Here is a 24,518-nt window from a genome sequence, read left to right on the forward strand (position 1 = left end):
GCTCGTTTCCGGTTCTATATCCCGTCATCAACAGAAGTGAAACAAGGAACAAAAAAAGAACATTGCATTCGCGAAAAAGCCGTCATACCTTCTGGGCCATGACAATCAAGGTTTCGAACGAAGCAGCAAGGCGAATTTTTCTGGCGCGGCAGGGCCTTTCCTCCCCGCCCGGCAAGGCGCTTTCCAAGGATGGGCTGCTGCAGCTCATCACCGATCTCGGCTTCGTGCAGGTGGACAGCATCGGCACGGTGGAGCGCGCCCATCACCAGATTATTTTCTCCCGCAACCAGACCTACAGGCGCAACCATCTGACCACGCTGCTGGAAAAGGATCGCGCGCTTTTCGAGCACTGGACGCATGATGCCTCCATCCTGCCGACGGAATTTTATCCCTATTGGAAACACCGCTTCCGCCGCCGCGAGCCGATCATTCAGGAACGCTGGCGCAAATGGCACGGTGAGGGTTTCGATGCCGCGTTCGGCGAAACGCTGGAGCGCATCGCCGCAACCGGGCCGGTGCTGGCGCGGGAGCTTAAAGAGGAGGGACACCAGTCCGGTGGCTGGTGGAACTGGCATCCCTCCAAGACCGCACTCGAATATCTCTGGCACACCGGCAAGCTTGCAATTGCCGGCCGTGTGAACTTCCAGAAGGTCTATGATCTGGCCGAACGGGTCATTCCCGGTGAGCATCACGAGACCGAAGTGGAGCACGCCGAATTCGTCGACTGGGCCTGCCGCGAGGCGCTGAAACGGCTGGGTTTCGCCACCCACGGCGAAATCGCCGCCTTTTTCGACCTCGTCACCCCGCAGGAGGCGAGAGACTGGGTCAAAAACCATCGCGATGAATTGTGCGAGGTATCGCTTCTCGCAAGTGACGGCGACACTGCCCGCCAGTCCTATGCCTTTGCCGATTTCACTGCCGACCTGACGGACGTACCGGAACCGTCCTCCCGCGTTCGCGTGCTGAGCCCCTTCGACCCTTTGCTGCGTGACCGAAACCGCACGGAGCGGCTATTCGGCTTTTATTATCGCATCGAGGTCTTCGTGCCGGAGCCGAAGCGGCAATATGGCTATTATGTTTTCCCGCTTCTGGAAGGCGACCGTCTGATCGGTCGCATCGACATGAAGGCGGAGCGCAAAGGCAGCACTCTGGATGTACGCCGCCTGTGGCTCGAGCCCGGCGTGCGCGCTTCGGCCGGGCGGCTGGAAAAGCTCGATGCGGAATTGTCGCGGCTTGCGAAGTTCACAGGGGTCGAGAGCGTGAACTATCTGGAGGGCTGGCGGGAGGAAAACTGAGTTTTTCGCACGGATGATTGCGAGAGAGGTGCCCTCGGACTCAAGGTTATTGATCCGTGATACTGCATTGTAGCGCGGCGTTGCGGCATATTTCTTCTCCCCGCCGGGGAGGAGGTGGCCCGAAGGGTCGGATGAGGGGGCAACGGTAGAGATTTACGGATAGCTAGCCCCCTTATCCCGCTGCCGCGGACTTCTCCCCGACGGCGAGAAGAAGCAGGCGGAACCCGCTCGCCTCACAATTGCGCGGCGAGACCAGGCAAAACCCAGGCTCACCCGATATCCGTCGCGGAAATCTTGATGCCAAATCCTTCGAGACCGACATAATGGCGTTCGCGCGTGGTCATCAGCTTGATCGAGCTGATGCCGAGGTCTTTGAGGATTTGCGCGCCGAGACCGATTTCCAGCCATTCGTTTTCCCGCGAGCGGGCCTGGGCGTGTGCCTCGTCCGGGTCGCGCGCCTTGCGCCGCCCCGCAACCTGGCCGACGCCGACGGAGCCTTCACGCAGATAGACGATGACGCCGCGGCCTTCCTCGGCGATCTTCTGCATGTAGTGCCGCACCGGCTGGCGGTCGCCGAACACGTCGTCAGCGACGTTTTCCGGGTGCAGGCGCACGGGAATGTCGACACCGTCCCTGATGTCGCCGAAAATCACCGCCATGTGCTGCATCCGGTCCCAGGGAAGGGAGTAGGTCTGCGCTCTGGCCGGGCCGAAGGGCGTTTCAATGGTGAAGGAGGATTCCATCTCCACCAGCGTTTCCTTGCGCTGGCGATAGGCTATCAGATCGGCAACCGACACCTGCTTGAGCTGGTGTTTTTCCGCAAAGGCGGTGACCTGCGGTCCGCGCGTCACGGTGCCGTCATCATTGACGAGTTCGCAGATGACACCGATCGGCGGCAGGCCTGCCAGCTTGCAGAGGTCGACGGCGGCTTCCGTATGTCCCGAGCGCATCAGGACGCCGCCCTCACGGGCAATGAGCGGGAAAATGTGTCCGGGCCGGGTAAAATCGGCGGCTCCGACATTGGGATTGGCGAGATTGCGCACCGTCAGCGTGCGGTCATCGGCGGAAATGCCCGTTGTGGTGCCGTGCTTGAAATCGACGCTGACGGTGAAGGCCGTGGTATGGGCGCTGTCATTTTCGGCCACCATGGCATTGAGGTTCAGGCGCTTGGCTTCTTCGCGCGGCATGGGGGCGCAGACGATGCCTGACGTGTGGCGCACGATGAAAGCCATCTTTTCTGCCGTGCAGTGGACCGCTGAAATGATCAGATCGCCCTCGTTCTCACGGTCATCATCATCGGTCACGACAACGATTTCACCGGCTTCGAAAGCGCGGATGGCATCGACAACGCGTTTCTGGTCATAGGCCATGGCGGAATACCTCACTTCAACCGGCCGGTCTGGCCGCGATCCCTCAGATAATGGTCGGCAACGGTGCAGGCCACCATCGCTTCGCCGATCGGCACGGCACGAATGCCGACGCAGGGGTCGTGGCGTCCCTTGGTGCGGACGTCGACATTGTTGCCATCGGCGTCGATCGACTGGCGCTCGGTCAGGATTGACGAGGTCGGCTTGATGGCAAAGCGCGAGATGACGGGCTCGCCGGTCGCAATGCCACCCAGAATGCCGCCGGCATGATTGGAGAGGAAGATCGGCCTGCCGTCATTGCCCATGCGCATTTCATCGGCATTCTCCTCGCCGGAAAGCTCGGCGGAGGCGAAACCCTCACCGATTTCCACGCCCTTGACGGCGTTGATCGACATCAGGCTGGAGGCAATATCCTGGTCAAGCTTGGCGTAGATCGGTGCGCCGATACCCGCCGGAACGCCTTCGGCGATCACTTCGACAACGGCGCCGATGGACGAACCGGCCTTGCGGATGCCGTCGAGATATTCTTCCCAGACGGGCACCATGGCGGCATCAGGGCAGAAGAACGGGTTCTGATCGACCTGATCCCAATCCCAGTTGTCGCGGTTGATCCTGTGTTTGCCGATCTGCACCAGCGCGCCGCGCACGTTGAGGCTGGGTACCACCTTTCGCGCGATTGCGCCGGCAGCGACACGCGCCGCCGTCTCGCGCGCGGAAGAGCGACCGCCGCCGCGATAATCGCGAATGCCATATTTCAGGTCATAGGTGAAATCCGCATGTCCGGGGCGGAAACGCCTGGCGATCTCGCCATAATCCTTGGAGCGCTGGTCGGTATTTTCGATCAGCATGGAAATCGGCGTGCCTGTTGTCGTCATCGTCTCGCCGTCCTCATCCAGCATGACGCCGGAAAGGACCTTGACGATATCGTCCTCGCGCCGCTGGGTGACGAAGCGGCTCTGGCCCGGCTTGCGCTTGTCCATCCAGTGCTGCACCTCGGCAAGGGTAAACCGGATGCCGGGCGGGCAACCATCCACCACGCAGCCAAGTGCCGGCCCGTGGCTTTCTCCCCAGGTGGTAACGCGGAAAAGATGACCGAAACTGTTATGCGACATAATTCTCAAACCGGAAAACGGGGCGCCTGTGGACAGCGCCGTTTAAAACAAGCGGATTTGTCTTAGTGGAAAATCCGGGCAAGGCAAAAGCCTTTCTTTCATCGCAAACGCGATAAGAAGGTGACGTACCGTCCACGACTCGCGAAAGGACGAAAAACGACAGTCCCGCCATGGGCGACGGAAAGTGATTCGACCGGATCGACGGTTTTTTGAGATGACGAAATTGTAAAAGAGCCGGAGTTTTCCACCCTAAACCCGAGTTTTCCAATATTGCCGGAAAATGCGGTGTAAAAATCACTAACGGCTTGAACAGGATTTGAAATCCGTTCATCAATTGGGCCGAAAATGTCATGGTTGCGGGCAATTTCCGCCACATTCGAAAGGCAATTCTTCATGCATGTAAGGTTTTCACGCAAATCCACGAAAGCTAGATCGATGCGTATGATGATTGCCGCCCTTCTGGCCACCGCCAACCTCCTGATGCCGATCAACGGCTTCGCCCAGAGCGTCGACGTGGAAGGCACGATCAGCAAGATCGACGCGAACGGTCTAAGTATCACGCTGAACGACGGCAAGACCTATCGTGTGCCGGAAGAATTCAATTTCGAAGGTCTGAAAGCGGGCGTGAAGGTCGTTGTCTTCTACACAGAAGTGGATGGGAAACGTGTGGTCGACGATCTGCAGGTTGTGGAGTAAGCAGCCGCCTACCAAGTCAAAACCTCCTTTGTGAAACGAGCGGGTGCCACCTGTTTCTTCTCCCCGACGGGGAGAAGTCCGCGGCAGCGGAATAAGGGGGCAAGCTCTCCGAAATCCGGCAACTTTGCCCCTCATCCGACCTTTCGGGCCACCTCTCCCCAGGGGAGAGAAGAAACAAGCTGCGACGTCCTGCCAATCATAGGAAAGCTGCCAGCCCCTAGGAAATCCACTCCACGCTGTTCCTGTCGATCTCGACCTTTAAAATCTGGTCCTGCGGGATTTGCGTCCGCGACGCCTCATCCTTGTCCATGCCTGAAACAAGTCTGAAAATCGAGCGGATGACGCCGCCATGGCAGACGCAGACGGTCGGCCGCTCCACGGAGGAGAGCCATGCGCCGATGCGCCAGGAGAGGATTTCATAGCTTTCGGCATCCTGGCCGGGGGGAATGAAATCCCACTTGTTGGCCTTGCGCGCCTTCACCCGGTCCGGAAATTCCTTCTTGAGCTCGGGCAACGTCTGCCCTTCCCAGTCACCGAAGGAAACTTCGATGAGGCGGTCGTCGGTGCGATAGGCCTTGGGATCGAGCCCCATCGCGCCGCGCATCAGTTCCATTGTCTCGCGCGTGCGCCCGAGCGGGCTTGCTACATAATCGAAATCCGCGGCCTGATCCCCCAGGAGGCGGGCGAGAAGCAGACCATTGCCGACCGCCTGCTGGCGGCCGAAATCATTGAGCGGAATGTCTTTCTGGCCCTGAAGCCGGCGTATCGCATTCCAGTCCGTTTGTCCGTGCCGGATCACATAGACGAGCAAGGCGATACCCCAGTTTCAAGCATTCCCGGTTGTCGTCAGTCCTTCACCACCGAAATGTCAGGCGCATCCACCGCCTTCATGCCGATGGTGTGGTAACCGGAATCGACATGGTGGATTTCGCCGGTCACGCCGGTCGAAAGGTCGGAGAGCAGGTAAAGCGCCGACTTGCCGACCTCCTCGATCGAAACGGTGCGCTTCAGCGGCGCATTATATTCGTTCCACTTGAGAATGTAACGGAAGTCGCCGATGCCGGAAGCAGCGAGCGTCTTGATAGGGCCGGCGGAAACGGCATTGACGCGGATGCCGCGATTGCCGAGGTCGACGGCGAGGTAACGCACGCTTGCCTCAAGCGCGGCCTTGGCCACGCCCATGACGTTGTAGTTCGGCATCACCTTTTCGGCGCCGTAATAGGTGAGCGTCACGATCGAACCACCGTCATTCATGACGGGCTCCGCCCGCTTGGCAACGGCGGCCAGCGAGAAGACGGAAATGTCCATGGTGCGGTTGAAATTGTCGCGGCTGGTATCGAGGTAACGGCCGGTCAGCTCATCCTTGTCGGAAAAGGCAATGGCGTGCACGACGAAGTCGATCTTGCCCCAGTGCTTTTCCAGGCTGGCAAAAACCGCATCGATCGTCTCGAGATCGGTCACATCGCAGTGACCGGCCATGAAGGCGCCGAGTTCCTGGGCCAGCGGCTCGACACGCTTCTTCAGCGCATCGCCCTGCCAGGTGAGAGCCACTTCCGCGCCCGCGTCGGCGCAGGCCTTGGCGATGCCCCAAGCGATGGAACGATTATTGGCGACACCCATGATGAGGCCGCGTTTGCCAGCCATGAGGCCGGATGCCTGAGCCATTTTATGCTCCCTAATACTTTTGATCGGTCCTGCCTATGGCATAGGCTGCAATCCTGTTCAAGATTGCCAAGGATCATCAACTGTTAGGGAACGTAACAAAGGGTGCGTTGTCCCGGTTATTCGCAAAACTTTCACAAATAAAGGCCTTCGCGCATGTGGCGCATCAGGTCCGTCACCTTTTCATCGGGCTTCTCGTGCAGGACGATGCGCAATTCGATGACGAGATCGCCGGAGCCGCCATTGCCGTCGGCAAGACCCTTGCCGGCAATCCTGAGCGCGCGGTCCGAGCCTGACCAGGCTGGAATGGTGATGTTTTCCTCGCCAAGCGGCGTCTTGACCTTTGCTTCGCAGCCCAGAACCGCATCGCTGAGCGAGATCGGCAACGTTGTGTGGATATCGAAGCCACGAAGGGAAAACGCGTCCTCGCGCGCGGTCAGCAATGTCACGGCGAGATCGCCGCGGGCCATGTTCGGAAGCTTCAGCCCCTGTCCTTTCAGCCGCACCACATGTCCGTCGGTCATGCCGGCTTCCAGCTGGAAGCGAACCTCTCGTTCATCGGCAAGCGATACGGTAATCCACTTTTGCTCCAGCAGATCGGCGACCGTGACGATGGCCTCCGCCGTGATATCGGGCGCCTTTTCGGGAGCTGGTTGCGGCGTGCGGAACCGGCGTACGAGAGCGCTGAAGAGATTGGCGGCAAGCGAGACGGGCGCCGCCCTGTCATCGCCAGCGCCGGACTGGGCGGCCTCGCCGGCGGCAGGTGTATCGCCTCTTGCGGCGCTTGCGGCAGCCTTTGCCGCTTCCGCCGCCTGCTGTACCTTGGGATCGTTCTGTGCCTCCGCGCCGAAAATCCGCTCGACGATGTCTTCGGCACTTTCCGTCCTGGCGTCGGTTTTCTGGCCGGTCTGCGTCCGGTTGCGGGCGTCCGCCCGGGCCAGTTCTTCCATCAGCTTTTCGGCCGCCCTGGCGCGTTCAGCCGCCTCGCGCGCGGCCTCCCGCTGCTGCATGATGGTCTGATCGCGCTGCTTTTTTTCTGCAGCCTTGCGGGCCTGATCGTAGAGATCGCGCTTTTTCGGGTCTTTCAGAAGGTCGTAGGCCTGTCCGATCTCGGCAAATCGCGCCGAGGCATCGGGGTCGTCGCGATTGGCGTCCGGATGAACGGTTTTCGCCTTCGTGCGCCAGGCGGCCTTGATTTCCTCGTGGCGGGCGTCACGTTTTACGCCGAGGATCGAATATGGATCGCGCATGCGAAACACCAGTTACGTTGGCTCAGGCGCCTGCCGCCCGTCATGGCGCAATCCTGAAGCTAACCCCTCCGAAAAGGGGTGCCCGCGATCATTCGCCTGCACGCCCTCGGTTTAATCAACGTCGACTGTTGCAATAAGTTGCTAATCACTCCTTTACGGAGCAGGTTCGACGCACCGGGGCCGCGCCTATTCCCCATGGAAGGGTAAACAGATTATTTCTGCTCGAAGCGGGTCATCAACCATTCGCCGGTTTCCGACAGGCAGGCCTGTCCGGAATAAGCTGCCACCCCTTCGAAGGAGTGGCGCGTTGTCTTGAAATCGCGGCAGACGAAACCGCTTGATTTGTCTTCGTGAATGGCGGTCACGACGCCGGCGCTGCCGGTGGCGGCGTTCGCCCAGGGCAGCGGCTGGTCGGCAAGTTTGGCGAGATCGGCCGATGTCACCGCATTGCGAATGGTCACATCGTCGGTCTGGGCGCTGCCATTCTGCTGGTTCGGCACGGAGGCGGTGGAAAGCGAGCGGTCAACCTTGTCGCCGCCGAACAGATCGAGGCTGACGCATCCGCTCAGCACCGCAAGCATCGACACGACGGCGGAAACTTCCGCTACCGACGAAAGGAGGCTCTTTGTTCGACTGTTCGACTTTGCTATGACGGTCACCATCTTTCACCAGAGATCATCTCTGGGGTCCAAATCAGCTCGGGAGCATTTTAGTCAATATGTCGGAAACGGGGTTAACATCCAGTGACTTCACGGAAGAAAATGAACCTTTCACGCTTTTTGCCGAATGGCTGAAGGATGCGACGGCTTCCGAGATCAACGATCCGAACGCGGTGGCACTTGCCACAGTGGACGAAAATGGCCTGCCGAATGTGCGCATGGTGCTGCTGAAAGGCGTCGATGACCGAGGCTTCGTGTTCTACACGAATTTCGAAAGCCAGAAGGGCCGGGAGATCCTCGGCCAGAAAAAAGCGGCCATGTGTTTCCACTGGAAGAGCCTGCGACGTCAGGTGCGCCTGCGCGGCGAGGTGGAGATCGTGAGCGACGAGGAGGCGGATGCCTATTACGCTTCCCGCCCGCGTGGCAGCCGCATCGGCGCCTGGGCATCCAAGCAGTCACGGCCGCAGGAAGGCCGTTTCGCGCTGGAAAAGGCGGTGGCTGAATATACCGCCAAATATGCGATCGGCGATATTCCGCGCCCGTCCCATTGGTCCGGTTTCCGCATTCGCCCCGTCAGCATCGAATTCTGGCATGACCGCAAGTTCCGCCTGCATGACCGCATCGAATTCCGCCGCGACACGCCAGACGGTGCCTGGTCCAAGGTCCGCATGTACCCCTAAGGGCGTCAGGCCGCACCATTGGCGCCTGCCTGTTTAAGCAGCAAATCCAACAGCGCCGGTCCAAGGGTGGCCCGGCAGAAGCTCCATCCGCCGTCCGTAAAGCGCTTTCGAATCGACGCTGCCGGAGAATCGTGATTAGAGTTGGATATCACGAACAAAGGATGAACAAATGCTTCTGTCCATGATGCGCCAGTTCGAGGCGGCCTCGCAGAAATATGCCGATGAAAACGGGATCGCCCGTGATCCCGACTGGTTCATGCTGAAGCTTCAGGAGGAGGTGGGCGAGGTGACGCAGGCCTGGAACCGGCTGACGGGGCGGGGGCGCAGCAGGGGCAGAAGCGAAGAGGAGATGAAGCGTGATCTGGCTGACGAAACCGCCGATCTGCTCGGCCACGTGCTGCTGCTGGCGCATCGCAACGGTCTCGATCTCGAAAATGCGATAGAACGCAAGTGGCGCTTCAAGCCGGGAGCCTGACGCTCTGCCGAGGACCATTCGATCCTGCTGCGTCGCGCCTCCGCGATCCGCTAGGAGAACGCGATGACAAAGAACAGGATCGCAAGAGCGGCAGCCACAGGTGCCATGACCAGCTGCTCCGGGCGGCTTTTCGACATTGCGTTCAATCCGATGCTCACCGCCATGTAACAGACGATGATCCAGATTCCAGGTTCAACCCAGCCAGACGGCCAGATGTCGGCCCAACCCGCCTTTTGCAGCGGGAAGGAAACGAAAAGCGCATAAATGAGCGGTGTCGCTGCGCTGGCTATCCTTTGCCGTCCCGGCAATACCGTGTGCGCGCCGCCCCAGGCAAGGCGGCCGAAAGGGGCGCCGGCGGCGAGCGCAATCTGGAACAGGGACAGAACCAGCAGTATCAGCGTTATGAGTGACACGGCGACAGGCGTCATGATTACCCCGGTTATGGATACGCCGGCGGAGCCGTTTGCCCAGTAGCGGCGCCCCAGCCCGACATGCGTTTCATCATGACGCCAAATCGCGAAGCACGTATGACGCCGTCTCGCGCCCCCAGCCCGATTTTCATTCTACTCAGGCCTGCGCTTTTTGCAGAAGGGCGGCCACCATATGCAGGTCGCTGGCGACGGCCACGCATTTCTCCCGCATTTCCTCGGTCGGCGGTGCAACGTCAGGCACCATGATCGTCATCATGCCCGCCGATGTCGCCGAGCGTACACCCGAGTAGGAATCCTCCAGGGCAAGACAGCGCCCGGGATCGAGGGACAGTCGTCGCGCGGCTGTCAGATAGGGCATGGGCGCCGGTTTCGGCTCCGTATAGTCGCCGCGCGCGACAATTGTGTCGAAGCGTTTGAGAAGATCGTGGGGCCCAAGATGGCGCGTCACCGAATCGTGTCGCGACGAGGTGGCGATGGCGCGGCGGATATCGAGGCTGTCGAGAAGGTCGAGTATCTCGGTGACGCCCGGCTTCAACGCCACGCCATCAGCCATCATCACGCCAAGATGCCGGAGCCAGGCGTCTCGGAAACTGTCGATGGGAAAATCCGCGCCATAATCAGCAAAAATGGTGCCGGTAATGACGTCCCACGGGCTGCCGCAGACCTTCTGATAGGTCTCCACCCTCATGCCGTGGCCGCCTTCTTCCGAAGCCGCCAGAAATGAATCGCGATAGAGCCGCTCGCTCTCGATCAGCAATCCGTCCATGTCGAAAACCACGGCCCGCGGGAGAAAAGGCAGCATGGCTCAACCGAACCGGAAAGGGCGTTCGCCAAGGCTCTCGAACGGACGGATCAGGTAACCATCGGGATCGGCGACGATGAACTGCCGGTTGCCCACTTCGACCGTGCCGCGCCTGTACCATTTTTCTTCCAGCGGCATGACGAGGTCGATGGAGGATCGCTCCAGCCGGGAAAGAATGGGTTGCAGCGAGGGGACGGCAAGCTGCAGGTTCATGCCGCGGCCAAACGGAAATTCGAGCACGGCATTATCAGTCACGAATGTCCGCGTCGCGCCAATCTGGTCGATCATCAGCTGGGCATCCCCCAGCGCCAGATAGGTAAAGCCCTCTTCGGGGCGCTCATAGACCACATGAAAACCGATCAGGTCGCAATAAAATGCGCGGCTCTTCTGCCAGTCGCTGACGGCAAGTTCAGGAACGAGGGCATTTCGTATGATGGTCATGGTCTCCTTTGCGCATCGGCCGGATCGGGATGTGGCCTTAGGGTAGGGGCTGATCTTAACGTCTTCCCGGCGGCATGCCAGAGGAAACCGCATCATGGCAGCCATGTGTGTGGTCAGGGGCTGACGAGGCGCCGACAGGCTCAGTGTGGCTGCAACTCTTTCTTCCGTCATTCCGGCCTTGAGCCGGAATGACGGGTGTAGGGATGCACCGTTACATCACTTTATCCGCGCTACAGATACGCATTAACAGTCGTTACAGGCAGGGTCGGGAGATTTACGCCTTCGTGCCGCCCACGGTGATCTGGTCCATGCGCAGATGCGGCTGGCCGACGCCAACAGGCACCCATTGCCCGGCCTTGCCGCAATTGCCGATGCCGGTATCGAGTTTCGAATCATTGCCGATCATCGAGACGCGCTTCATCGCATCCGGCCCGTTGCCGATCAGCATGGCGCCCTTCACCGGCGCGCCGATCTTGCCGTTTTCGATGAGATAGGCCTCGGTGCAGCCGAACACGAATTTACCCGAGGTGATATCGACCTGGCCGCCGCCGAAGGAGACGGCATAGATGCCCTTCTTGACGGAGGCGATGATCTCTTCCGGCGTCTTGTCGCCCGACAGCATGTAGGTATTGGTCATGCGCGGCATCGGCACATAGGCATAACCCTGACGGCGACCGTTGCCGGTGGGCGTCGCACCCATCAGCCGGGCGTTCTGGCGGTCCTGCATGTAGCCCACCAGCTTGCCGTTCTCGATCAGCACGTTGTAACCGGAAGGGGTGCCTTCATCGTCTACGGTCAGCGAGCCGCGGCGGCTGTCGATAGTGCCGTCGTCCACCACGGTCACGCCGGGCGCGGCGACCATTTCGCCCATCAGGCCGGCGAATGCGGACGTCTTCTTGCGGTTGAAATCGCCTTCCAGACCGTGACCCACGGCCTCATGCAGCATCACACCCGGCCAGCCGGAGCCGAGCACCACATCCATCGTGCCGGCCGGCGCATCGATGGCGGTGAGGTTGACGAGCGCCTGACGCAGTGCCTCATCGGCGCCGCGCTGCCAGTTTTCCGTGGTAATGAAATCGCCGAAACCGACCCGGCCGCCAATGCCATAGGAGCCGCTTTCCTGCCGATCGCCTTCACCCGCCACGACGGAGATGTTGATGCGGGTCATCGGCCTGACGTCACTGACGCGGTGGCCATCGGCGCGCAGAATGTCAACCACCTGCCAGCTTGCGGAAATCGTCGCCGTCACCTGCCGGACATTGGGGTTCTTGTCACGCAGATAGGCATCGATATCGGTGAGAAGCTTCACCTTCTCTTCGAAGCTCGGGCTGCCGATGGGGTTCTCGTCGCCATAGAGCTTCTTGTTGGTGCGCTGCGGTGCGGCGGCATAGGAGCCGGAATAACCTCTCGTCACTGCGCTGACCGCATCCGATGCACGTTTCAGCGCGCTTTGCGAAAGCTCGCCCGCATGGGCGTAACCCACCGTCTCGCCGGCGACCGCCCGCAGGCCGAAACCCTGGTCTGTATTGAAGGAACCGCCCTTGAGCCGGCCATTATCGAAAGTCAGCGACTCGGCCTGCGCATGTTCGATGAAAAGCTCGCCATCATCAGCGCCGGCGAGGGCCTCGCCGACGAGCTTGCGCAATTGCGTTTCGTCGCAATCGAAGAGTTTTACAAGATCGTCGGTCATAGGAGGCTCCAGTCATTATCGTTCATGACCGATTTAGGCACTGGAGCGGGCGGACGCAAGGCTGTCCGGTACGGCAGGCTTCAAGGAAGCGCGTCGTAACCTTCGGCAAACCCCGTCAGTTCGATCGGAATGCCGACGCGGTCCTGATCGACGGATTCACGCAGTGCAAAAACAGCGTTCTTGCCGGCGCGCAGAACCTTCAGCAACTCGTCGTCAATATCAACTTCCACATAGCAGCCTTCGGAGAAGCAACGGGTGAAATAGGCGCGGCCGATATTGTTATTGTCGATATAGAGTTCCATGCCGTCCTTCAGAAGCACGCCCAGCGGTGCGAGGATGCGGAGGATGCGCGACTTGCGGTCGGCCGTCTTCAGCACCACCACTGAAAGACCGACTTCCGGGCGGTCGTCGGCAATCACGTTCTGCATCAGGGCGCATTGTTCTTCCGAAGCGCCCGCCGGCTTGTCACAGATGACAGACCATGCGCCATGCGTCGACTTCGGCGTTCCGGGCTGCGGCTGTTGCGCCAGCGCCGCGGCGGCGGGGGCGATGATGGCAAGACCGGCGGCGGCAAGAAAAGTGCGCGCGAGCGGGGAAAGACGCATGGATACCTCTGGGATTCGAATCAGTGCGGCTATTTTGACGCCATAATCCGGAAAAAAAAGCCTCGGGCTTTCAATTCCAGCCGAGTTGGGCGGAAATAGGACCTGTCGGTCCTGATGGCAGCCGGATTTGTTCGCAGCATCGGTCGTCATCCCGCGATCAAACCGGCTGGAAGACGGGGCTTGCCGCATTTTTTCGTCTCGAAATCGTCTTCGGCAGACGAGCCGACGCACAGGCTGCGGGAAAGTCGCGCGCGGATTGATCAATGGCAAAATTGGGGCGCATCCGTGGCGTGACGCATATTGCGGCAGAGGGCAAACTGTGGTTTGAAGTTATTACCATTAGCATGGATTCTGCGCCTGTGATTGATCTGGATCAGGCGCGTGAGGGAGAGGGTACCGTGAGGAATAGGATTTACGCAGCACTGGCGGGGATGACCTGTCTGCTCACGGCTGTCGGCGCCCACGCCGATCAGCCGGTGCATTGGCAAATGGGCATGCAGGAGGCCGCCACGCCGATCATGCACGAAATACGCTGGTTCGAACAATATACGCTCTGGTTCATTGTTCCGGTTACGCTTTTCGTTCTTGCGCTGCTCATCGTCGTCGTTCTGAAATTCCGCGCCTCGGCCAATCCCGTGCCTTCGAAGACCAGCCACAACACGGCAATCGAAGTGGTCTGGACGCTGGCGCCGGTTCTCATTCTCCTGTTCCTTGCTTTCCCGTCGTTCAATCTTTTGAACGCGCAGCTCACGCAGCCGGAAAACCCCGACGTGACGCTGAAGGCGACCGCCACGCAGTGGCTGTGGAGTTACGAATATACGGCTGCCGAGGGCGCCGAGCCGGTCTCCTTCGACAGCTACATGCTGAAGGATCAGGATCGCGCCGCCGCCGGCAAGGAGGACAAGGCCCGCTATCCGCGTCTTCTCGCAGTAGACAATGAAATGGTTGTCCCGGTCGGCAAGACCGTTCGCCTGCTCGTCACCGCCGCGCCGACGGATGTGATCCATTCCTTCGCCATGCCGGCTTTCGGCGTCAAGATCGACGCTGTTCCGGGCCGCCTGAACGAAACCTGGTTCAAGGCGGAAAAAGAAGGCCTTTATTACGGCCAGTGTTCCGAGCTTTGCGGCAAGGATCACGCCTTCATGCCCATCGCCATTCGGGTGGTTTCCGAACAGCAGTACAACACCTGGCTCGCCGCCGCCGGTTCTGACCTGAACGGCGCGAACCGGGCGCTGATGGCCTCTGTCGATGGCGCTCCGCGCACCGTCGACGTTGCCGCCAACGAAACCAACTGATTCTGGAGTGAGGACAATGGCTGGACCTTCCGCACACGACGATCATCACTCGCATGGTCATTCCGCACATGATGGGCACGCCCATGACGACCATTCGCATGATGCACATCATTCTCATACGCCGGGCTTCTTCGCCCGCTGGTTCCTGTCCACCAACCATAAGGACATCGGCACGCTATACCTGATCTTTGCGATCATGGCCGGCATCGTCGGCGGCGGGCTTTCCGTCGTCATGCGCATGGAACTGCAGGAGCCGGGCATCCAGATTTTCCACGGTCTGGCCTCCATGGTCTACGGCTTTGAGGGCGACGCTGCCATCGACGGCGGCAAGCACATGTTCAACGTGTTCACCACCGCACACGCCCTGATCATGATCTTCTTCATGGTCATGCCGGCGCTGATCGGCGGTTTCGCCAACTGGATGATCCCGATCATGATCGGTGCGCCGGACATGGCTTTCCCGCGCCTGAACAACATCTCCTTCTGGCTGATCGTTCCGGCCTTCATCCTGCTCATTCTGTCGCTCTTCGTCGAAGGGCCGGCGGGTGCTTATGGTGTCGGCGGCGGGTGGACCATGTATCCGCCTCTGTCGACAAACGGCATGCCCGGACCGGCGGTGGATCTGGCGATCTTTGCGCTGCACGTTTCGGGCGCTTCGTCGATCCTCGGTGCGATCAACTTCATCACCACCATCCTCAACATGCGCGCCCCGGGCATGACGCTGCACAAGATGCCGCTCTTCGCCTGGTCGGTCCTTGTCACTGCGTTCCTGCTGCTGCTTTCGCTGCCGGTTCTGGCGGGCGGCATCACCATGCTTCTGACGGACCGCAATTTCGGCACGGCATTTTTCTCGCCGGAAGGCGGCGGTGACCCGATCCTCTATCAGCACCTGTTCTGGTTCTTCGGCCATCCGGAAGTGTACATCCTGATCCTGCCCGGCTTCGGCATCATCAGCCACATCGTGTCCACCTTCTCGAAGAAGCCCGTCTTCGGTTATCTCGGCATGGCTTACGCCATGGTCGCGATCGGCGCGGTCGGCTTCATCGTCTGGGCGCACCACATGTATACGGTTGGCCTGTCGCTGGAAGCACAACGCTACTTCGTCTTCGCAACCATGGTCATCGCGGTGCCGACAGGCATCAAGATTTTCTCGTGGATCGCGACGATGTGGGGCGGCTCGCTGACCTTCTCGACACCAATGGTCTGGGCAATCGGCTTCATCTTCCTGTTCACGGTCGGTGGCGTCACGGGCGTCCAGCTCGCCAATGCCGGTCTCGACCGCTCGCTGCACGATACCTATTACGTGGTGGCCCATTTCCACTACGTTCTGTCGCTCGGCGCCGTCTTTGCGATCTTCGCCGGCTGGTATTACTGGTTCCCGAAGATTTCCGGCTACATGTACAGCGAGTTCATCGGAAAACTGCATTTCTGGGTCATGTTCGTCGGTGTGAACCTGATCTTCTTCCCGCAGCACTTCCTCGGCCTTGCCGGCATGCCGCGCCGTTACATCGATTATCCCGATGCCTATGCCGGCTGGAACCTGGTGTCGTCCTACGGGTCCTATATTTCGGCCGTCGGCGTGCTGATCTTCCTTTTCGGTGTCTGGGAAGCTTTCGCCAAGAAGCGGATCGCCGGCAACAATCCCTGGGGTGAAGGCGCGACGACGCTCGAATGGCAGCTGTCTTCCCCGCCGCCGTACCACCAGTGGGAACAGCTTCCGCGCATTCGCTGATGCACGGATCGGGACGCGCGGTAAGGCTCGCGGGTCCCGAGCGCTGAGAAAGAGGGCGGCACGGTCAGGCCCGTGCCGTTTTCCCGAACGGGCTACCTTTACTGCCGCGTGACATTTTGTCCAAGCGATGCTTGCCTTCCAGCGTGATACATGCGCCGGGATATGATAAATGCCAGTTTTGGCCTTTATGAATGGCAAGCGCAGACGAATGGCGGCAGGACACGGCGTAAGGCCGGGCAGATGGCATCGGCTTAACCGGCTGCCGGTCAGGCTGTGACGTTCGGGACCCATGGATCGACGCATCGCGCATTCCGGAACTCTCACTCGTGTTTCCGGCCGATGCAGGGAATGTCGCGACAGGCGGCATTCGAAGGAAGCAGGACAGGAAATGACCGTTATCGACAATCGCGAAATGCTGGGCGCGGAAAGCTCCGAACTCTCGGAAGCCGGCGCGCGCGATTATTTCGAATTGCTGAAACCGCGCGTCATGTCGCTCGTGGTCTTCACGGCCTTTGCGGGCCTCGTGCTGGCGCCGGGTGAAATCAACCCGATACTCGGCATCATCGCTATTCTCTGCATCGCCGTCGGCGCGGGCGCGTCCGGTGCGCTCAACATGTGGTACGATGCCGATATTGATGCCGTCATGAGCCGCACCGCCAGGCGACCGATCCCGTCCGGCCGTATCACCCCGCGCGAGGCGCTGGCCTTTGGCCTGACGCTGTCGGCCTTCTCGGTAGTCATTCTCGGCCTTGCGATCAACTGGTTCTCGGCCGGTCTTCTGGCCTTCACCATCTTCTTTTATGCTGTCATCTATACGATGTGGCTGAAACGCTCGACGCCGCAGAACATCGTGATCGGCGGCGCGGCAGGCGCTTTCCCGCCCATGCTTGGCTGGGCCTGCGTCACCGGCGGCGTTTCGCTGGACAGCATCATCCTGTTCCTCATCATCTTCCTGTGGACGCCTGCGCATTTCTGGGCGCTGGCCCTGTTCAAGATGCGTGATTATGGCGCCGTTGGCATTCCGATGATGCCGAATGTTGCTGGCGAGCGCTCCACCAAGAACCAGATGATCTGTTATGCGGTGTTGACCGCAGCCGCAGCCGTCGCGCCTTATTTCACTGGTGTGGCAAGCGCCGGTTACGGTATTTTCGCGGCAGTGCTGAGCGCCATCTTCGTATACTGTTCGCTCGATGTCCGGCGCATGCCGGAGGGTGACGAAAAGATGTTGCCGGCCAAGAAAATGTTCGCTTATTCGGTGCTTTACCTTTTTGCGATTTTCTCCGGCCTTCTGGCCGATCATTTCGCGCCGGCCCTGAAGGCCGTCATGTCGGGAGTCCTGTGATGGAAACGGTGGAACTGAGCGCGGCGCAGAAAAAATCGAGACGCGGGCGCAATATTGCGCTCGGCGTCCTGCTCGCCGGTCTGGTGGTGCTATTCTACATCATCACCATCATCAAGATCGGTTCGCACTGACGGGCTGATCGAGGGGGAAGGAGGAGGATATGGCGAATATGGAAGCGCAGACAACGGGGACCGAGCGGCAACGGGTGAGCAATCGCTCCATCCTCGTGCTCTGTCTGGTGTTTTTCTGCGCCATGATCGGCATGGCCTACGCCGCCGTGCCGCTTTATACGTTGTTCTGCCGTGTCACCGGTTACAACGGCACGACCCAGCGCGTCGAGCAATATTCCGATGTGATCCTCGACAAGACCATCAATGTCACCTTTGACGCCAATACGTCGAACGGCCTCAACTGGGATTTCCAGCCGGTCGACAGGAAGGTCACGCCGAAGATCGGCGAAACGGTGCAGGTGACCTTCAAGGCGACGAACCGTTCACCGGTGGCGACCACGGGGACGGCGGTCTTCAACGTCACGCCCATGGAAGCCGGCGCCTATTTCAACAAGGTGGAGTGCTTCTGCTTCACCGAAACGACGCTGCAGCCCGGCGAAACGCTGGAAATGCCGGTGGTGTTCTTCGTCGATCCTGACATCGCCACGGCGCGTGAGACCAAGAGCATTCATACTTTAACGCTGTCCTATACGTTTTATCCGGCCAAAACCGAAAAACCGGTTGCGTCCTTGCCGGTAAAAACCGAATCTGGCGAAAGCAAATTGTGAGAGGAGATCCGGCCTTTGCCGAGGCCGGATCAGGGAAGAGACACCAGGGGATTGTCGCAATGGCAGATACGCATCAGAAGAACCACGATTACCACATTATCGATCCAAGCCCCTGGCCGCTTCTGGCCTCGATCGGCGCTTTCATCCTGACTTTCGGTGGCGTTTGTTACATGCGTTACCTGTCGGGCGGCTCCTTCAAGCTGTTCGGCGCGGAACTCGCCAATCCCTGGCTGTTCTATATCGGTCTCGTCATCGTGCTCTACACCATGTATGCGTGGTGGGCGGATACGATCAAGGAAGGCCGCGAGGGCAATCACACCCGCGTCGTTTCGCTGCATCTGCGTTACGGCATGATCATGTTCATCGCCTCAGAGGTGATGTTCTTCGTCGCATGGTTCTGGGCATATTTCGATGCCAGCCTCTTCCCCCACGAAGCTATTCAGGCGTCGCGTCTCGAATATACCGGCGGACAATGGCCGCCCAAGGGCATCGAAGTCATCGATCCATGGCATCTGCCGCTCTACAACACCGTCATCCTGCTGCTGTCGGGCACCTGTGTCACCTGGGCGCATCATGCTCTGCTGCACAATGACCGCAAGGGCCTGATATCGGGTCTGGTGCTCACCGTTGCGCTTGGCGTGCTGTTCTCCACCGTGCAGGTCTACGAATACATGCACGCCCCGTTCGACTTCAAGAATTCGATCTACGGCGCGACCTTCTTCATGGCCACCGGTTTCCACGGTTTCCACGTCTTCGTGGGCACGGTGTTCCTGCTGGTCTGCCTGTTCCGCGCCATTGCCGGCGGGTTCACGCCCACGCAGCATTTCGGTTTCGAAGCTGCTGCCTGGTACTGGCACTTCGTTGACGTCGTCTGGCTGTTCCTGTTCTTCGCCATCTATATCTGGGGTGGCTGGGGCGCGCCAATTCACGGCTGATAGGGCCAAGGGGCCGAAGCAAGGCATCCGGTGGAGCGAGCGGGTGCAATCGTTTCTTCTCCCCGCCGGGGAGAAGTCCGCGGCAGCGGGATGGGAGGGCTCCGGTAGAGATATCCGGAGAGCTTGCCCTCTCATCGACCCTTCGGGCTACCTTCTCCCCGGCGGGAGAAGAAGACGCGACGCGATCGAGCAAGAAACAAGTGCCCGGGTTTGAGGCAGGTTTCCAAGAGATCGACGTCACCCTCGGACTTTGGCCGACTTTGCGGGAGGTTTCACCATGTCAGAGCCATCAGGCAGCAAGTTCGCCCCGGTCGACCCGATCAAGGTGGGCTTGAAGGGCTGCTGCCCTCGCTGCGGCAACGGGCGCCTTTTCGATGGTTTTCTGACGGTAAAACCCGCCTGCAGCGCATGCGGACTGGATTACGGTTTTGCCGATGCGGGTGATGGCCCGGCGGTTTTCGTCATGCTGATCGTCGGTTTTCTGGTTGTCGGGCTGGCGCTCTGGTTCGATCAGCATTTTGCGCCGCCCGTCTGGGTGCATGTCATCTTGTGGTTGCCATTCACGGTGATTGTCTCCCTCGTGCTGCTGCGCAAGCTGAAGGGCATCATGATCGCGCTGCAATACCGCAACAATGCAAGCGAAGGCAGGCTTGACCGTGAATGAAGTGTCCCACATGAAGGCGGCGGAAAGGCGGGTCTGGTTCGCTGCGCCGCTGGTTCTGCTGGCGCTTGCCATTCTTCTCGGGCTCGGCACCTGGCAGGTAAAGCGGCTTTACTGGAAAGAGGCGCTTCTCGCCGATATAGAAGAACGGCGAAACGCTGCCCCCGCCACGGTTGCCGAAATAGAGGCGATTGCCAAAAGCGGTGGCGATATCGAGTATCGCAAGGTCAGTCTGTCCGGTACCTTCGATCACGCCCGCGAGCGGCATTTCTTCGCCACCCACCAGGGCAGAACCGGCTATTACATCTATACGCCGCTGACGCTTGCCGATGGCCGCGTCCTCTTCGTCAATCGCGGTTTTGTGCCCTTCGAGATGAAGGATCCTGCCAAGCGATCCGAGGGGCAGGTGACGGGCGAGGTGACGATTACAGGGCTGGCGCGTGCGCCGCTTGTCGCCAAGCCTTCCTCGCTGCTGCCGGACAACGATATCGCCAAGAACATATTCTACTGGAAGGATCTGGCGGCCATGGCCTCCAGTGCGGATATTCCGCCGGACCGGCTGGTCAAGCTTTTCGTGGATGCCGATGCCGCCCCCAATCCCGGCGGCTGGCCGCAGGGCGGGGTCACGCTGATAGATTTGCCCAATAATCACCTGCAATATGCGATAACGTGGTATGGTCTGGCTGCAGCCCTTGTCATCGTCGCCGGTTTTGCCTATTTCCGGAACCACAAGGCGCGCGATGAATAGTGCGCCTGCCGCCCGGCAGGGCTGGCCATCGGCAGGGCACGGAGCACGCCTAAGGAGCTGGAATGAACATCGCCGTTTCCAAACCCCCTTTGACGATAAGGCTGTGCGGACCGCGTGGTTTTTGCGCGGGCGTGGACCGGGCGATCCAGATCGTCGTGCTGGCGCTGAAGGCCTATGGCGCGCCCGTTTATGTTCGCCACGAAATCGTCCATAACCGCTATGTGGTGGAAGGGCTGGAAGCCAAGGGTGCGGTCTTCGTCGAGGAACTGCATGAAATTCCGGCCGAACATCGCGAGCAGCCGGTGGTTTTCTCGGCGCATGGCGTTCCTAAATCCGTGCCTGAGGATGCGCAGGCGCGCAACCTGTTTTATCTCGATGCCACTTGCCCGTTGGTCTCCAAGGTCCACAAGCAGGCCATGCGCCACCAGCGCCTCGGCCGCCATGTGGTGCTGATCGGCCATGCCGGTCATCCAGAGGTCATCGGCACCATGGGCCAGCTTCCCGAAGGCACCGTCTCGCTCATCGAAACGGTGGAGGATGCCGACCGTTATGAGCCGCTGGACCGCGAAAATCTCGGCTTTGTCACCCAGACGACCCTGTCGGTCGATGACACGGCAGGCGTGATCGCCAGGCTGCAGGAACGCTTCCCGGCCATTCAGGCGCCCGCCGCCGACAGCATCTGTTACGCGACCACCAACCGTCAGGATGCGGTGAAACAGGCAGCGCCCGGCTGCGACCTGTTCATCGTCGTCGGCGCCCCCAATTCCTCCAATTCCAAGCGGCTGGTGGAAGTGGCCCTGCGTGCGGGTGCGAAGCGCTCTGTCCTGGTGCAGCGGGCCTCCGAAATCGACTGGAATGAAATCGGCGATATCCGCACCGTCGGTCTCTCGGCCGGCGCATCCGCTCCTGAAGTCATCGTCGATGAAATCATCGAAGCCTTCAAGGCGCGTTTCGACACCACGCTCGATCTTGCCGTGACGGTTGAGGAAACGGAACATTTCCTCGTCAATCGCGAGTTGCGCAGCATCGAGCTGACGACGGATGATATGGCTTTCGTCAACGGCAATGCCAGCAACGCGCTGCCGCCCAAGGCTGCAGCCGGCGCTTGACGTGGTTTAGCGGGAAGGGTGGTATTCGCCCCGCGCCGCTCTGCCGGATTTCCACTCCATCCTTCACCAAGAGATTTAAAATTGGCAGTTTATACTGATATCACCGAAGATGATCTGAGGAATTTCCTCACGCAGTACGACGTCGGCAGCCTCACTTCCTACAAGGGCATTGCCGAAGGCGTCGAAAACTCCAATTTCCTGCTGCATACCACCAAGGACCCGCTGATCCTGACGCTTTATGAAAAGCGTGTGGAAAAATCCGATCTGCCTTTCTTCCTCGGCCTCATGCAGCATCTGGCCGCCAAAGGCCTGTCCTGCCCCTTACCACTACCGCGCAAGGATGGCGAGTTGCTGGGAGAGCTGTCGGGCCGTCCCGCCGCGCTTATCTCCTTCCTTGAAGGAATGTGGCTGAGAAAGCCGGAGGCGAAACATTGCCGCGAAGTCGGCAAGGCGCTGGCCGCCATGCATCTGGCGGGCGAAGGTTTCGAGATCAAGCGGCCGAACGCGCTCTCCGTCGAGGGCTGGAAGGTGCTGTGGGAGAAATCCGAAGACCGCGCGGACGAGGTGGAGAAGGGGCTGAAGAACGAGATTCGCCCCGAGATCGATTATCTCGCGGCGCATTGGCCGAAGGACCTGCCGGCCGGTGTCATCCATGCGGATCTGTTTCAGGACAATGTTTTCTTCCTCGGCGACGAACTCTCCGGTCTGATCGACTTTTACTTCGCCTGCAACGACCTGCTCGCTTATGATGTGTCGATCTGCCTCAATGCCTGGTGCTTTGAAAAGGATGGCGCTTACAACGTCACCAAGGGCAAGGCGTTGCTGGAAGGTTACCAGTCCGTGCGGCCGCTCAGTGAAGCGGAGCTGGAAGCCCTGCCGCTTCTGGCGCGCGGTTCGGCTCTGCGCTTCTTCCTGACACGGCTTTACGACTGGCTGACAACGCCGGAGGGCGCGCTGGTGGTGAAAAAAGACCCGCTGGAATATCTGCGCAAGCTGCGGTTCCACCGTTCCATCGCCACTGTCGCCGAATACGGGCTGGCCGGCGAATGAAGCATGTCGATATTTTCACCGATGGCGCCTGCTCCGGCAATCCGGGTCCGGGAGGCTGGGGTGCGGTGCTGCGTTACGGCGAGGTGGAGAAGGAACTCTGCGGCGGCGAGGCCGAGACCACCAACAACCGCATGGAACTGATGGCGGCGATTTCCGCGCTCAATGCGCTCAAGGCCCCCTGCGAAGTCGATCTTTACACCGACAGCGCCTATGTGAAGGACGGCATCACCAAGTGGATTTTTGGCTGGAAAAAGAAGGGCTGGAAGACAGCCGATAACAAGCCGGTCAAGAATGTCGAGCTGTGGCAGGCATTGGAAGTGGCGCGCGAGCGCCACAAGGTTACCTTGCACTGGGTGAAGGGCCATGCCGGCCATCCGGAAAACGAGCGCGCCGATGAATTGGCGCGAAAAGGCATGGAGCCTTTCAAACGGCGGTAATGCAAGACTGCTGTATTTTGCGCCGGACAAAATCCGAGCCGGCACGCCCCCATCCGGGGTTGTGAAAACCGAAACCCGACCTATCTTGTCGTCAAGGGGTGCTCCGGTGGTGCCCAACGGAGGAGAAAAATCCGGATGATCCTGCATTGTGTCTTTCTACGCTTCAAGGCCGCGACGGCCGCTTCTGAAAAACATGCAATTTTCGAGGCGATCGCCGCCCTGAAAGACGTGATACCCGGCATCGTCGATGTGAAATACGGACAGAACGTTTCACCCGAAGGGCTGAATGGCGGTTTTGTCGATGGCTTCATCGTGACGCTTGAAAGCCCGGAAGCCCGGGACGAATATCTTGCCCATCCCAAGCATATGGAGGTGGGGGAGCGCCTCGTGTCACTCACCGATGGCGGTCTTGCCGGGCTTCTGGTGTTTGATATGAATGTTTGAGAAGGCGGCGCCCCGCCGCTCTCTTCCCTCATGCTCGGGCCGGCCCAAAACATCTGCAGCATTTCGTTTTTGGTGAAATGATTGGATCCTCGGGACAAGCCCGAGGATTTATGGCTCGGCCTGTGGCCAAACCTTTGGCCTTAAAGCTGCTCGATCATCGCCGCAGCGGCAGAGACCGTCGCCTGACCGGGGTTCTCTTCCACGTTGAGTGACTTCACGACGCCGTCTTCCACCAGCATCGAATAACGCTTGGAACGCACGCCGAGGCCGCCGGCGGAGAGGTCGGCATCAAGGCCGAGCGCCTTGGTGAAGGATGCATCCCAGTCGGCGAGGAAATGGATTTTGCCCTGACCGCCCGAAGATTGCGCCCATGCGCCCATTACATGCCAGTCGTTGACGGCAACGACTGCGATATCGTCAACGCCTTTGGCCAGAATAGTGTCGCGGTTTTCAAGATAACCCGGCAGGTGGTTCAGCGAGCAGGTGGGGGTGAAAGCGCCGGGAACGGCAAAGAGAACAACCTTCTTCCCGCCGAAAAGCGCGTCCGTGGTGGTTTCCACCGGGCCATCGGCCGTCTTTTCCTTGAAGGTTGCGGAAGGCAGTTTATCGCCGATCTTGATGGTCATGTCCGTGCTCCTATGGCCGTTCGGTTCGCGCGACTATAGAGTTTGCCAGGGAAAAGTGGAACCCGGTTTTCCCTGGAAGACAAACGAAAACAAGCTGTCAGGATACTGGCAGGTTCGCAACGAACCAACGGTATCAGGAGCACGGAAATGAAATCCGCCATGCGGTTTTCACGGTGGATTCCACCGCGGAGCCACC

General features: G+C 59.8%; 29 protein-coding genes. 16 read left to right on the forward strand and 13 right to left on the reverse strand.

From position 1 onward, the window contains the following. Nucleotides 1-98 precede the first annotated feature (98 nt). Nucleotides 99-1,295, forward strand: a complete 1,197-nt coding sequence (locus QE453_RS12685) for a winged helix-turn-helix domain-containing protein (RefSeq protein ID WP_004440339.1) — start codon at nucleotides 99-101, stop codon at nucleotides 1,293-1,295. A 269-nt stretch (nucleotides 1,296-1,564) separates the two neighbouring features. Here the strand turns inward: QE453_RS12685 and ribB are convergent, their stop codons facing one another. The 3 genes from ribB to QE453_RS12700 all read right to left on the reverse strand — a co-directional run bounded on the left by ribB (nucleotide 1,565) and on the right by QE453_RS12700 (nucleotide 4,169). Beyond that, complete coding sequence (gene ribB, locus QE453_RS12690) at nucleotides 1,565-2,665, reverse strand: 3,4-dihydroxy-2-butanone-4-phosphate synthase (protein ID WP_004440341.1); 1,101 nt, start codon at nucleotides 2,663-2,665, stop codon at nucleotides 1,565-1,567. Nucleotides 2,666-2,676: 11 nt separating this feature from the next. Further along, a complete protein-coding gene (gene aroC / locus QE453_RS12695) occupies nucleotides 2,677-3,774 on the reverse strand; it encodes a chorismate synthase (RefSeq protein ID WP_309777181.1) in 1,098 nt (365 codons plus the stop codon). Between the two features lie 98 nt (nucleotides 3,775-3,872). Continuing rightward, entirely contained in the window at nucleotides 3,873-4,169 is a 297-nt protein-coding gene (locus QE453_RS12700; RefSeq protein ID WP_168247062.1) for a hypothetical protein, read from the reverse strand. Nucleotides 4,170-4,209: 40 nt separating this feature from the next. Here QE453_RS12700 and QE453_RS12705 point away from each other — a divergent pair, with 40 nt between their 5' ends. Beyond that, on the forward strand, nucleotides 4,210-4,470 hold the full coding sequence (locus QE453_RS12705) for a DUF1344 domain-containing protein (protein ID WP_006699882.1): 261 nt from the start codon (nucleotides 4,210-4,212) through the stop codon (nucleotides 4,468-4,470). A gap of 217 nt (nucleotides 4,471-4,687) precedes the next feature. On the opposite strand, the gene QE453_RS12710 is transcribed toward QE453_RS12705, so the two are convergent. The 4 genes from QE453_RS12710 to QE453_RS12725 form a co-directional block, all read right to left on the reverse strand. Further along, entirely contained in the window at nucleotides 4,688-5,281 is a 594-nt protein-coding gene (locus QE453_RS12710; RefSeq protein ID WP_006699881.1) for a histidine phosphatase family protein, read from the reverse strand. A gap of 35 nt (nucleotides 5,282-5,316) precedes the next feature. Next, complete coding sequence (gene fabI / locus QE453_RS12715; protein WP_004440350.1) at nucleotides 5,317-6,135, reverse strand: enoyl-ACP reductase FabI; 819 nt, start codon at nucleotides 6,133-6,135, stop codon at nucleotides 5,317-5,319. Nucleotides 6,136-6,266: 131 nt separating this feature from the next. Next, nucleotides 6,267-7,382 (reverse strand): DnaJ C-terminal domain-containing protein, encoded by a 1,116-nt coding sequence (locus QE453_RS12720; protein ID WP_112553376.1) that lies wholly within the window; start codon nucleotides 7,380-7,382, stop codon nucleotides 6,267-6,269. A 212-nt stretch (nucleotides 7,383-7,594) separates the two neighbouring features. Next, entirely contained in the window at nucleotides 7,595-8,044 is a 450-nt protein-coding gene (locus QE453_RS12725; protein WP_004440354.1) for an RT0821/Lpp0805 family surface protein, read from the reverse strand. Between the two features lie 56 nt (nucleotides 8,045-8,100). Between QE453_RS12725 and pdxH the strand changes: the two genes are divergently transcribed. Together pdxH and QE453_RS12735 are read left to right on the forward strand one after the other, a co-directional pair. After that, nucleotides 8,101-8,721 carry a pyridoxamine 5'-phosphate oxidase gene (gene pdxH, locus QE453_RS12730; RefSeq protein WP_309777184.1) on the forward strand — a complete coding sequence of 207 codons (621 nt, stop codon included), beginning with the start codon at nucleotides 8,101-8,103 and terminating at the stop codon, nucleotides 8,719-8,721. Between the two features lie 169 nt (nucleotides 8,722-8,890). Beyond that, nucleotides 8,891-9,196 carry a MazG nucleotide pyrophosphohydrolase domain-containing protein gene (locus QE453_RS12735; RefSeq protein WP_006699878.1) on the forward strand — a complete coding sequence of 102 codons (306 nt, stop codon included), beginning with the start codon at nucleotides 8,891-8,893 and terminating at the stop codon, nucleotides 9,194-9,196. A 50-nt stretch (nucleotides 9,197-9,246) separates the two neighbouring features. Here the strand turns inward: QE453_RS12735 and QE453_RS12740 are convergent, their stop codons facing one another. The 5 genes from QE453_RS12740 to QE453_RS12760 form a co-directional block, all read right to left on the reverse strand. Next, nucleotides 9,247-9,624, reverse strand: a complete 378-nt coding sequence (locus QE453_RS12740) for a hypothetical protein (RefSeq protein WP_045532589.1) — start codon at nucleotides 9,622-9,624, stop codon at nucleotides 9,247-9,249. A gap of 139 nt (nucleotides 9,625-9,763) precedes the next feature. Beyond that, nucleotides 9,764-10,429, reverse strand: coding sequence for an HAD family phosphatase (locus QE453_RS12745; RefSeq protein WP_077986709.1), 666 nt, complete (start codon nucleotides 10,427-10,429; stop codon nucleotides 9,764-9,766). 3 nt (nucleotides 10,430-10,432) lie between these two features. Next, a complete protein-coding gene (locus QE453_RS12750; RefSeq protein WP_006699875.1) occupies nucleotides 10,433-10,870 on the reverse strand; it encodes a VOC family protein in 438 nt (145 codons plus the stop codon). Nucleotides 10,871-11,144: 274 nt separating this feature from the next. After that, nucleotides 11,145-12,560: a metalloprotease TldD gene (gene tldD, locus QE453_RS12755; protein ID WP_077986710.1), complete on the reverse strand. Its 1,416-nt coding sequence runs from the start codon at nucleotides 12,558-12,560 to the stop codon at nucleotides 11,145-11,147. An 80-nt stretch (nucleotides 12,561-12,640) separates the two neighbouring features. Beyond that, the gene (locus QE453_RS12760; RefSeq protein ID WP_022555736.1) at nucleotides 12,641-13,165 is read right to left on the reverse strand and encodes an invasion associated locus B family protein; all 525 of its coding nucleotides are present in this window, start codon (nucleotides 13,163-13,165) and stop codon (nucleotides 12,641-12,643) included. 431 nt (nucleotides 13,166-13,596) lie between these two features. Between QE453_RS12760 and coxB the strand changes: the two genes are divergently transcribed. From coxB to QE453_RS12820, 12 genes are all read left to right on the forward strand, one after another. Then, the gene (coxB, locus tag QE453_RS12765; protein ID WP_034496285.1) at nucleotides 13,597-14,460 is read left to right on the forward strand and encodes a cytochrome c oxidase subunit II; all 864 of its coding nucleotides are present in this window, start codon (nucleotides 13,597-13,599) and stop codon (nucleotides 14,458-14,460) included. Between the two features lie 16 nt (nucleotides 14,461-14,476). Continuing rightward, complete coding sequence (ctaD, locus tag QE453_RS12770) at nucleotides 14,477-16,192, forward strand: cytochrome c oxidase subunit I (protein ID WP_004440364.1); 1,716 nt, start codon at nucleotides 14,477-14,479, stop codon at nucleotides 16,190-16,192. Nucleotides 16,193-16,580: 388 nt separating this feature from the next. After that, nucleotides 16,581-17,534: a heme o synthase gene (locus QE453_RS12775; RefSeq protein ID WP_309777187.1), complete on the forward strand. Its 954-nt coding sequence runs from the start codon at nucleotides 16,581-16,583 to the stop codon at nucleotides 17,532-17,534. Next, on the forward strand, nucleotides 17,534-17,665 hold the full coding sequence (locus QE453_RS12780; protein WP_003521105.1) for a hypothetical protein: 132 nt from the start codon (nucleotides 17,534-17,536) through the stop codon (nucleotides 17,663-17,665). Before QE453_RS12775 ends, QE453_RS12780 begins: the two co-directional genes overlap by 1 nt. A 29-nt stretch (nucleotides 17,666-17,694) precedes the next feature. Beyond that, nucleotides 17,695-18,312, forward strand: coding sequence for a cytochrome c oxidase assembly protein (locus tag QE453_RS12785; RefSeq protein WP_004440369.1), 618 nt, complete (start codon nucleotides 17,695-17,697; stop codon nucleotides 18,310-18,312). Nucleotides 18,313-18,371: 59 nt separating this feature from the next. Further along, nucleotides 18,372-19,247, forward strand: coding sequence for a cytochrome c oxidase subunit 3 (locus tag QE453_RS12790; RefSeq protein ID WP_004440371.1), 876 nt, complete (start codon nucleotides 18,372-18,374; stop codon nucleotides 19,245-19,247). A gap of 277 nt (nucleotides 19,248-19,524) precedes the next feature. Continuing rightward, the gene (locus QE453_RS12795) at nucleotides 19,525-19,911 is read left to right on the forward strand and encodes a DUF983 domain-containing protein (RefSeq protein ID WP_004440372.1); all 387 of its coding nucleotides are present in this window, start codon (nucleotides 19,525-19,527) and stop codon (nucleotides 19,909-19,911) included. Nucleotides 19,912-19,921: 10 nt separating this feature from the next. Beyond that, complete coding sequence (locus QE453_RS12800; protein ID WP_037090935.1) at nucleotides 19,922-20,656, forward strand: SURF1 family protein; 735 nt, start codon at nucleotides 19,922-19,924, stop codon at nucleotides 20,654-20,656. Between the two features lie 62 nt (nucleotides 20,657-20,718). Next, the gene (gene ispH, locus QE453_RS12805) at nucleotides 20,719-21,765 is read left to right on the forward strand and encodes a 4-hydroxy-3-methylbut-2-enyl diphosphate reductase (protein ID WP_004440375.1); all 1,047 of its coding nucleotides are present in this window, start codon (nucleotides 20,719-20,721) and stop codon (nucleotides 21,763-21,765) included. Nucleotides 21,766-21,846: 81 nt separating this feature from the next. Continuing rightward, nucleotides 21,847-22,815, forward strand: coding sequence for a homoserine kinase (locus QE453_RS12810; RefSeq protein WP_309777189.1), 969 nt, complete (start codon nucleotides 21,847-21,849; stop codon nucleotides 22,813-22,815). Beyond that, nucleotides 22,812-23,252, forward strand: coding sequence for a ribonuclease HI (rnhA, locus tag QE453_RS12815; protein ID WP_004440380.1), 441 nt, complete (start codon nucleotides 22,812-22,814; stop codon nucleotides 23,250-23,252). Before QE453_RS12810 ends, rnhA begins: the two co-directional genes overlap by 4 nt. Nucleotides 23,253-23,387: 135 nt before the next feature. Next, nucleotides 23,388-23,696 carry a Dabb family protein gene (locus QE453_RS12820; RefSeq protein WP_004440381.1) on the forward strand — a complete coding sequence of 103 codons (309 nt, stop codon included), beginning with the start codon at nucleotides 23,388-23,390 and terminating at the stop codon, nucleotides 23,694-23,696. Nucleotides 23,697-23,836: 140 nt separating this feature from the next. Here the strand turns inward: QE453_RS12820 and QE453_RS12825 are convergent, their stop codons facing one another. Beyond that, a complete protein-coding gene (locus QE453_RS12825; RefSeq protein ID WP_006699978.1) occupies nucleotides 23,837-24,322 on the reverse strand; it encodes a peroxiredoxin in 486 nt (161 codons plus the stop codon). Nucleotides 24,323-24,518: the final 196 nt, after the last annotated feature.

The organism is Agrobacterium sp. SORGH_AS_0440, assembly GCF_031453135.1.
Lineage (GTDB): Bacteria > Pseudomonadota > Alphaproteobacteria > Rhizobiales > Rhizobiaceae > Agrobacterium > Agrobacterium pusense.